This is a genomic window from Gammaproteobacteria bacterium, from assembly GCA_003696665.1.
Classification (GTDB): Bacteria; Pseudomonadota; Gammaproteobacteria; order Enterobacterales.
On sequence record RFGJ01000656.1, the window covers coordinates 1 to 8,306 of the forward strand.

General features: G+C 51.4%; 8 protein-coding genes. All 8 read right to left on the reverse strand.

Features of this window, described 5'->3' with window-relative positions; genetic code table 11:
* On the reverse strand, window positions 1-593 hold a 593-nt coding region (gene fliI, locus D6694_15690), incomplete at its 3' end, for a flagellum-specific ATP synthase FliI (GenBank protein RMH33114.1).
* Entirely contained in the window at window positions 580-1,263 is a 684-nt protein-coding gene (locus D6694_15695; protein ID RMH33107.1) for a flagellar assembly protein FliH, read from the reverse strand. The genes D6694_15695 and fliI, both read right to left, overlap by 14 nt.
* A gap of 5 nt (window positions 1,264-1,268) precedes the next feature.
* Window positions 1,269-2,297, reverse strand: coding sequence for a flagellar motor switch protein FliG (fliG, locus tag D6694_15700; GenBank protein RMH33108.1), 1,029 nt, complete (start codon window positions 2,295-2,297; stop codon window positions 1,269-1,271).
* Window positions 2,290-3,951 carry a flagellar M-ring protein FliF gene (gene fliF / locus D6694_15705; protein RMH33109.1) on the reverse strand — a complete coding sequence of 554 codons (1,662 nt, stop codon included), beginning with the start codon at window positions 3,949-3,951 and terminating at the stop codon, window positions 2,290-2,292. The genes fliG and fliF overlap by 8 nt, the downstream gene beginning before the upstream one ends.
* A gap of 19 nt (window positions 3,952-3,970) precedes the next feature.
* Window positions 3,971-4,294, reverse strand: coding sequence for a flagellar hook-basal body complex protein FliE (gene fliE, locus D6694_15710; GenBank protein RMH33110.1), 324 nt, complete (start codon window positions 4,292-4,294; stop codon window positions 3,971-3,973).
* A gap of 9 nt (window positions 4,295-4,303) precedes the next feature.
* Entirely contained in the window at window positions 4,304-5,650 is a 1,347-nt protein-coding gene (locus D6694_15715) for a sigma-54-dependent Fis family transcriptional regulator (protein RMH33111.1), read from the reverse strand.
* A gap of 4 nt (window positions 5,651-5,654) precedes the next feature.
* Window positions 5,655-6,902 carry a hypothetical protein gene (locus D6694_15720; protein RMH33112.1) on the reverse strand — a complete coding sequence of 416 codons (1,248 nt, stop codon included), beginning with the start codon at window positions 6,900-6,902 and terminating at the stop codon, window positions 5,655-5,657.
* Between the two features lie 117 nt (window positions 6,903-7,019).
* Window positions 7,020-8,306 (reverse strand): sigma-54-dependent Fis family transcriptional regulator (locus tag D6694_15725; GenBank protein RMH33113.1); only part of this gene is annotated, 1,287 nt, incomplete at its 5' end.

An 8,306-nucleotide genomic window follows, 5' to 3' on the forward strand; every position in this document is an offset into this window, starting at 1 on the left:
AGCCCAACCACAATGACATCGGCATTGGTGTGACGTGTCATCATACCCAAAAGTACGCTCTTGCCCACACCTGAGCCAGCAAACAACCCCATCCGTTGTCCTTTGCCAACAGTCAGCAAGGCGTTGATGGCGCGCACACCAACATCTAACGGTGTATCAATATTTTTTCGTTGCAATGGATTGATGCGACGACCGTCTAACGGAAAAGTCGTCTCGGCGTGCAATGGCCCTAGACCATCAAGTGGCCTCCCATTGCCATCGACGACCCTGCCCATAATGCCTGGACCGACTGAAATTTCAGGTCTACGTCCAATCGGAATCACTGGTGCTCCAGGTTCCAATCCTGTGATGTCGCCCTTGGGCATCAAATAAAGATTGTCTCCATGAAAGCCAACGATCTCTGCTTCCTGTTTGCCTCCGTCGGCGGTCACCACATAGGCGCGCCCCCCTACAGGAAGACGGCATCCTGTCGCTTCCAATGCCAGTCCTACCATTCGTGTTAGGCGTCCTTCCACTGTCAAACTTGGTGGATTTTGCGTGAGTCGCTCCCGAGCACGCTTAAGTCTGTCAACAAGATTGCTATGCGTCCTCATGACGAGTGCCCCCCAACAACCTTGATGCGATCTCAGCAATTCTGGCTTCGATCGTCGCATCCACACGCGAAGTCGCTGTCTCTATCACACATCCACCGACGGAAATACTAGGGGACTCAACCAAAACCCATTGGCTCGGCAGATTTTCGCCAAATTGTTTTTTTATGATTTGTGCATCTTCCGGATGGACCTGGATGCGGATTTCCCCGCTCGTGGCTGGCAATAACGCAATGCTCTCACGCAGCAGACCCAAAATCTGCTCCGGTGACGTCCTCAACTCTCGACGAACAATTTGTTTTGATACGGCAACCACCAGCTCCAACAAAGCAGTTTCAAGCGCTTCATCGATTTCTGCCAATGGCGCTGCCAAATGGTCAATATACGCCTGCCAACGCTCAATAAGCGCCCGAACTTCTTGCTCGCCTTTCGCCAGTCCCTCCGCAAACCCCGCCTGATAACCTTCCTGACGACCGGCTTCTTCTGCCTGAGCACGAAGTTTTTCAATTTCTTCGGCAGAAACTCGCTTGAGCAACTCCCGCTGAGCTACATCAACTGTGGTGTCAACGGTTGGCTTATCGGCATTGGCCACTTCACCACTGACCGAACCAAATCGCCATCGTCGCACGTGGGTGGTGGCATCCGGCTTAATGACTTTATGCTCGTCGCTCATTTGACTTAGACCATTTCTTCACCGGCCCCGCCTAGGACAATCTCACCGGCATCCGCCATACGTCGGGCGACAGCCAGAATTTCTTTTTGCGCTGCTTCGACTTCACTAAGCTTGACAGGCCCCATGGCTTCCAGATCATCACGCAGCAATTCGGCGGCACGTTTTGACATATTCTTGAATATTTTCTCCCGAATGGGCTCGTCCGCGCCTTTCAACGCCAAAACCAGCACATCTGTGGATACCTCGCGCAAAATCGCTTGTATCGACCTATCATCCACATCAGCCAGGTTGTCAAAGACAAACATCAAATCCTGAATCTCTTGGCTCAAGTCCTCATCAACTTCCCGCAGTTCCTCCATCAACTGGCTTTCCAAACTGCTGTCAAGGTAGTTCATGATGTCCGCCGCTTTTTTCACACCACCGATAGTCTGTTGCTTCGATGTCGCACCTGCTGCAAACTGACGCTCCATGATGTCATTAAGTTCTTGCAAGGCGCTCGGTTGCACTGACTCAAGCGCGGAGATACGCATAACCAAATCCACTCGCACCTTTTCTGGCAAAAACGACAGAACTTGTGCGGCTTGGTCGGGATCGAGGTAACTCAAGACAATCGACTGAATTTGCGGATGTTCATAACGGATCAATTCAGCCACTGCCCGCGCATCCATCCACTTTAGTGTATCCAAACCCTTGGTATTGGCACCAAGTAAAATTCTATCGATAACGGCAGATGCCTTATCTTCACCCAACGCCTTGGTCAGGGCGTTTCGAATATATTCATCCGCGCCGATGCCAAGTCCAGTCCCTTCTTCAACTTCCTCCAGAAAGCCGTCAAGCACCTGCACCACAGTGTCCTTGTTGACAGCCTTCATGCTCGCCATGGCCATCCCAATGCGCTGGACTTCTTTTGGCCCTAGGTGCTTGAGCACTTCCGCCGCATTTTCTTCGCCGAGCGTCATCAGCAATATGGCAGCGCGCGAGACGCCATCCAGTTTAACCGCTGGTTTGTTCGCTGATTCAGTTTCGTTACTCATTGTCTTCCTCGATCCAGTTTTGTACGAGGGCAGCCACCATCTTCGGATCTTCTTCCACTATCTTTTTGGCCCGCTTCACCTGTTCAAGTTCCCTTTTACTGGCACCTGGCAACATGTCGTGTTCTTCTTCGCTGCTCAACATTAACTGCTCATCCCCCGGCGACGCGATTGTCGCGCCGCCTTCAGGCGCCATTGGCAACGGTTGCATGGACGCCGACTCCGGTGCCTGAGACAGCTTGTTAAATGTTGGTTTTAACACCCCGAATATCAATAATAGCAAGCTCAAAAGGGCGACAACCGGCTTCCAAAGTGCCTTGAAAATTGGTTGTTCATAAAATGGTGGTGGCGGTGTTTCAGGCAATTGCGCCGGAGGCACAAAGTCAAAAGTGTCGACTATCACAGAATCACCCCTAGCTGCTTCAAACCCAACAACACTTTCAACCAAACGACGGATTCTCTCTATTTCTTCTTTGGGGCGTGGTACGCGCTGGGTGTCACCATTTTCGTCCGTTTTTGTCAGATAGTTGAGCCCAACCGCCACGTTGATTTTTGCCACGCGACCAATCGCTTGCCGGACGTGACTGATTGTCGTGTCCAATTGATACCGACGCTGTGACTCAACCCGTCGTTTTATAGTGCCAGAACTTGCCTTTTCACCTGCAGAATTGGCCGCTCCCGTCTCAGGAATCTGGGCAGCGGCTGGTGGTTGATTAGACAGTGCCCCGGGAATACCAGCCGCCTCGCCTTCGCCATTTGTAGACTCCATCAGTTTCTCTTCTGTCACGGCGGGCTCATCGGGATTAAACAGCTGTTGGGTTTGCTCCTTTTCAGTAAAGTCCAGATCAACGGTCACTTGCGCGGTAAAATTTTCTGGCCCGACAATCGGGCTCAACAATTCGGCGATTTTTTGCTCAAGTTCCTTTTGTTTTTTTAATTCGGCCTTGAATTCTTTATCAATCGCCCGTGTCTCCGCATCGTTGCTTGACGTGTTGTACAAACGACCAAATTGATCTGTGACCGCAACGCGATGACGTTCAAGTCCCGGAACGGCACCCACCACCAGGTCAACGATCGCTTCGGCCTGTTCTTCCTTGAGTGGGCTATTGGTAAATAGTTGCAATGCCACACTGGCACGGGGTTGCTCTTTACGGCCAATAAAGCTGCTCCGTACCGGAATCGCAATGTGGACTGTGGCCGCTTTGACTCCAGCAAAACGCGAAATGCTTGCCGCCAGCTCATTTTCTTTGGCGCGCAATAAACGTGCTTGCTCTAAGCGCTGGCTGACCCCAAATCCACTGTCCTGTTTCAAAAACTGATCCGCCGCACCCACTCCTGTCAGGCCTTGTGCGGTCAAGTCTAGTTTCACTTTCTGAAGTTTGGCTTCCTCGACCATCAAAGTGCCATCTGGCGATAGTTTGTAATCCACCTTGTTTTGTTCAAGATAATTGATGACATCGGACAGTTTGTCGGGTGAAAAATGGCCGACGGGCTTCATTTCGGCAGTCTGCGACCATAGCGCGACGGCAACACCGAGCGCCACACTTGCGGCAATGCCCAACAATATTCCCGCCTGCCTTAACACGCTCAGGTTTGCCATTCCAGGCAGTAATGGCGGCGTTGCGTCGGGATCAATAAGCGCTTTTTCTTCGGCCACTTCCGTTATCTCCTACCACTTAAATTGGCATATTCATGATGTCTTGATACGCCTGAATCAGGCGGTTGCGTACTTGTACCGTGGCTTCAAATGCCACATTCGCTTTTTGTGTCTGGATCATTGCCTCAGCCAAGGTGACGTTTGGATCACCACGTACAACCGCTTCAGCCATCGCAGAGGCTTGAAGTTGAGTTTGATTCACCTCCGACAATGCTTTTGACAGCACCTCTCGAAACCCTGAATGATCAGATGACACGCTCTGAGTCTGTTGGCTGGACCCAGCCGCCACCGAGCTCAACCGCTGCATTTCTGCCAAAAGACGCGATGAATCAATCACTTTCATGCCAACCTCCTATTTAGGTACTTCAATGCCTTGTTCGCGCATTTTTGCCAATTTGTAACGCAGTGTTCGGGGGCTGATACCAAGCTCTTCCGCCACCGCTGCTCGGTTACCTTGATGGCGCTCCAATGCCGAAAGAATGACCTGGAACTCAGCTTCGCGAACCTGGTTGACCAATACTTTGTTTGTTGTCGGACTGCCGGGCGCGGTAACGGTTTCTGTGACATCTTGTGTTTCTGTTTCTATATGAATATCGGCGATGGTGATGACGTCAGCCTGCGCCAAGATCAGCGCGCGCTGCATCACATTTTCCAGTTCGCGGACATTACCTGGCCAGGTGTGCCGCAATAACCGGGATTTAGCTTCATTGGATAACTTCGGAATGGCACGTCCCTGTTTCTGGCAAATATTGGCGATAAACGCTTCAGCAATTGGCACAATATCCAGAGGTCGTTCACGCAAGGCCAATGCCTGTAATGGAAACACGTTCAAGCGGTAGTAGAGATCTTCGCGGAATCTTCCTGCCCAAACTTCTTCACGTAAATTCCGATTTGTGGTGGCGACAATGCGCACATCCAGAGAGATCAGACGGCGTCCCCCGAGACGTTCAACTTCTCTCTCCTGCAAAACTCGCAACAATTTTGCCTGCAGTGCGAGTGGCATTTCGGATATTTCGTCCAGGAGCAAGGTGCCGTAATTGGCAAGTTCAAATTTGCCTGGCCGACTCTGATGCGCTCCAGTGAATGCGCCTTTTTCGTAACCGAAAAGGACAGCTTCCAACATATTTTCCGGAATGGCGGCACAATTGATCGCGACAAACGGCCCGTCTTTGCGTCGCGACTGCCGATGGATGAAACGAGCCAGCACTTCCTTTCCTGCGCCGCTTGGACCAGACAGTAACACAGTGGCATCGCTATCAGCGACGCGTCGAGCCATCTCAAATAGCTTAATCGACTTAGGGTCTTCCACGATTGGCTCGCGGCCATCACGTAGAGTCGATTGAATATACCGGCCAACCACATCTAATAGTTGTTCGGGATCGAAGGGTTTTTGCAGATAATCTGTGGCACCATTTTTTAAGGCTCGTACAGCTCGATGCACGCTGCCAAACGCAGTCATCAACACAAAAGGCAATGTCTGGTCTTTTTTTCTCACTTCGGCCAGCAGTGTTTCTCCATCAACGGGTTCCATAGACACGTCGCTCACAACAATGTCCGGCCGTTGCCGTTCCAGTTTGACCAACGCGTCTCGTCCATTTTGTGCTTCAACAGTGCAATAGCCCGCCATGTCCAGCGTGGCTTTCAACGCCTCACGCAAGCTGTTGTCGTCTTCTACCAGCAAAATCGTCGCTGTCGCCATGAACTCAATCTCCTGTGATCGCTTCTGCCGTCAAGACACCGTCCTGCAAATCTCGCACCAGCGGAAGAAGAACCACGAAGCAGGCGCCCCCAAGTTCGCCTTTGCTGATAGCCACGGCACCGCCAACCGAACGCACAACGCTATGGACGATCGCCAATCCCAAGCCTGTACCGTCCACTTTGTTTGACACGAAGGGATCGAAAATTTCGTCTTCCAAATCGGGAGGAATGCCAGGGCCGTTGTCTTCAATTGCAATTTCTAGTTCCGAGCCTGTTTCAGACACACTCGAGGTGATTAGAACCTTCGGTGCATCTCGCTCCGCCACAGCTTCGAAAGCGTTGACCACCAAATTGGTCAGCGCTTCAAACAAGGCTTGCTCATTGGCCAAAACCTTAAGTGCTTGGTGCGATAACGTCTTGATTTCTAGTTTGATGTTTTTAATCTCGGCGATTTCCCGCCATTGTGCTGCCCACCTTGGCAAGGCATCACTCAGATTGATCGTCTGCGCGTTTTCTCGACCACCGCGCGCAAACATTAACAAATCATTGATGTAGTCATTGATCCGGCACAGCGACGCATTTAATTTGCTTGCCATTTCCGATCGAGTGGCCTGCGGAAGGCTTTCATTCAGGAGATGCTTGGCGTAAATCATCGCAGTGCTTAAAGGCGTTTTCAGCTGGTGCGATAGGCTCGTCACCGCTTTACCTAAAGTCGCCAAGCGACGGTTTCTTGCCACCTGATTTTGAAGCCGGCGCATATCCGTCACATCGGTCAGTACCACGAGCTGGCCTTGGCTTTGATCCAGTGGACAAGTCGCCACGTGCAGGTACCGTCCATCTTTGGTTCTCGCCTCAATTGCCGTTGCTGCGCTGAGATCGAAAGAAGCAGAGACCACCGAAGGCCACAAACTTCCTTGATGAATTTTGGGTAATAAAACCCGAGCACGATCGTTGTAGTGATCGACACGCCCTCGAGCATCCAGTACGACCACCGCACACGGCAATACCCTCAACAGCCCTTGTAGGCGAGCCGCTAAGATCTGCTTTTCTTGCAAGGCTCGTAAATGATCTCGAGAGACAACCTCGAGCTTGTCTGTCAAATGCTCGACATTCTCCTCAAGCGCTGAGTAGGATTTGAGAATCTCGCGACTGAGCCGTGAAAATTGGGCAAAAGCCTGTTTTAGCTGATCGCGATCCAGAGACAGTTGCTCATGCGAAGGATCGGACACCGAATTCGCTGGCACTGTATTCATGAACGCTCCCCGCGCTTAGTGAAAATGTGCCTTAACCTAGCAAGGAGCGTGCCACTCGATTTTGTTATTTAATTTCAATATGTTAGGAGGACATCGAAATTGTCGCTACGAATGAGGTCAATTTTCTGACACAACCTCAGCTTTATCGATGCCGTACTTCTTCATCTTTTCAACCAAAGTAGTACGACGCATGCCCAGTTGCTCAGCCGCACGCGCAACCACCCCATCATTGGCCGTTAATGCCTGTTCGATATACTGCCGTTCGATATCCGCCAGATGTGTTTTTAAATCAATGCCTTCATTCGGCAAATCGGCCGATACGCCCAACGAAGTCGAGCTTTTTTGTTGCTTGAGGAGCGCTGGCGGCTCCGGTTCTTCAATGCCCTCGTCATAACGATATTTCTGAGGCAGATCCTTGATATCGACCACGCCATAGGGATAGAGTATGACCATACGCTCGACAAGATTGGCTAGTTCACGGACATTGCCCGGCCAGTGATGGCGAGAAAGGCTTAACAGCGCATTGGCAGTGAAACGAACGCTGCCTCGTCCTTCTCGCTCAAAGCGCTTTGTCAACTCGGAAATCAATAACGGTAGGTCATCTGTTCGTTCGCGCAATGGCGGCATCTCAATTGGAAAAACATTCAGGCGATAATACAAATCTTCACGGAACGTCCCTTCTGCCACGGCGCTTTCTAAGTCCCGGTGTGTTGCGGCAACGATGCGCACATCGGCCTTGATCGTCTTGTTGCCGCCAACCCGCTCGAACGTTTTTTCCTGAAGCACGCGTAGCAGTTTGACTTGCATCGGCATAGGCATGTCGCCAATTTCATCAAGAAATAGGGTGCCGCCCTGCGCCATTTCGAAGCGGCCTTGGCGTGCGGTAATAGCGCCGGTGAATGCGCCCTTCTCGTGGCCAAACAACTCACTTTCCAATAACTCACCAGGAATCGCACCACAATTGACCGGCACAAAGGGTTTGTCTCTGCGATTGGATAAATAGTGCAGATTGCGAGCAACCACTTCTTTACCAGTCCCCGATTCACCAAGAATGAGTACGTTCGCATCCGTTGGGGCCACCTGTTCAATCAAACGCCGTACATTTTTGATGCCTTCCGACTGCCCAACCAAAGAACGAAACACCTTGGTGGTACCACGAGTCATGTCCATCGCATGCTGATCGCCACGACAAACTTGGCAGGCATGAATGGCCGACACCAGACTATGGTAGCGCAAGGGTTCACGAATTCTCGCCACAATCTGCGCCGCCAGACGCTCGGAAAGCTTGTCGAGACTGACCGTGGGGCCGTAGAGTAGCACGGGTAACAAAGGTGCCTGTTTGACAACCTCTTGTAGCACATCTTGGACAAATGTCGCACTCTGATAACAGAGCACCAGCCCAAG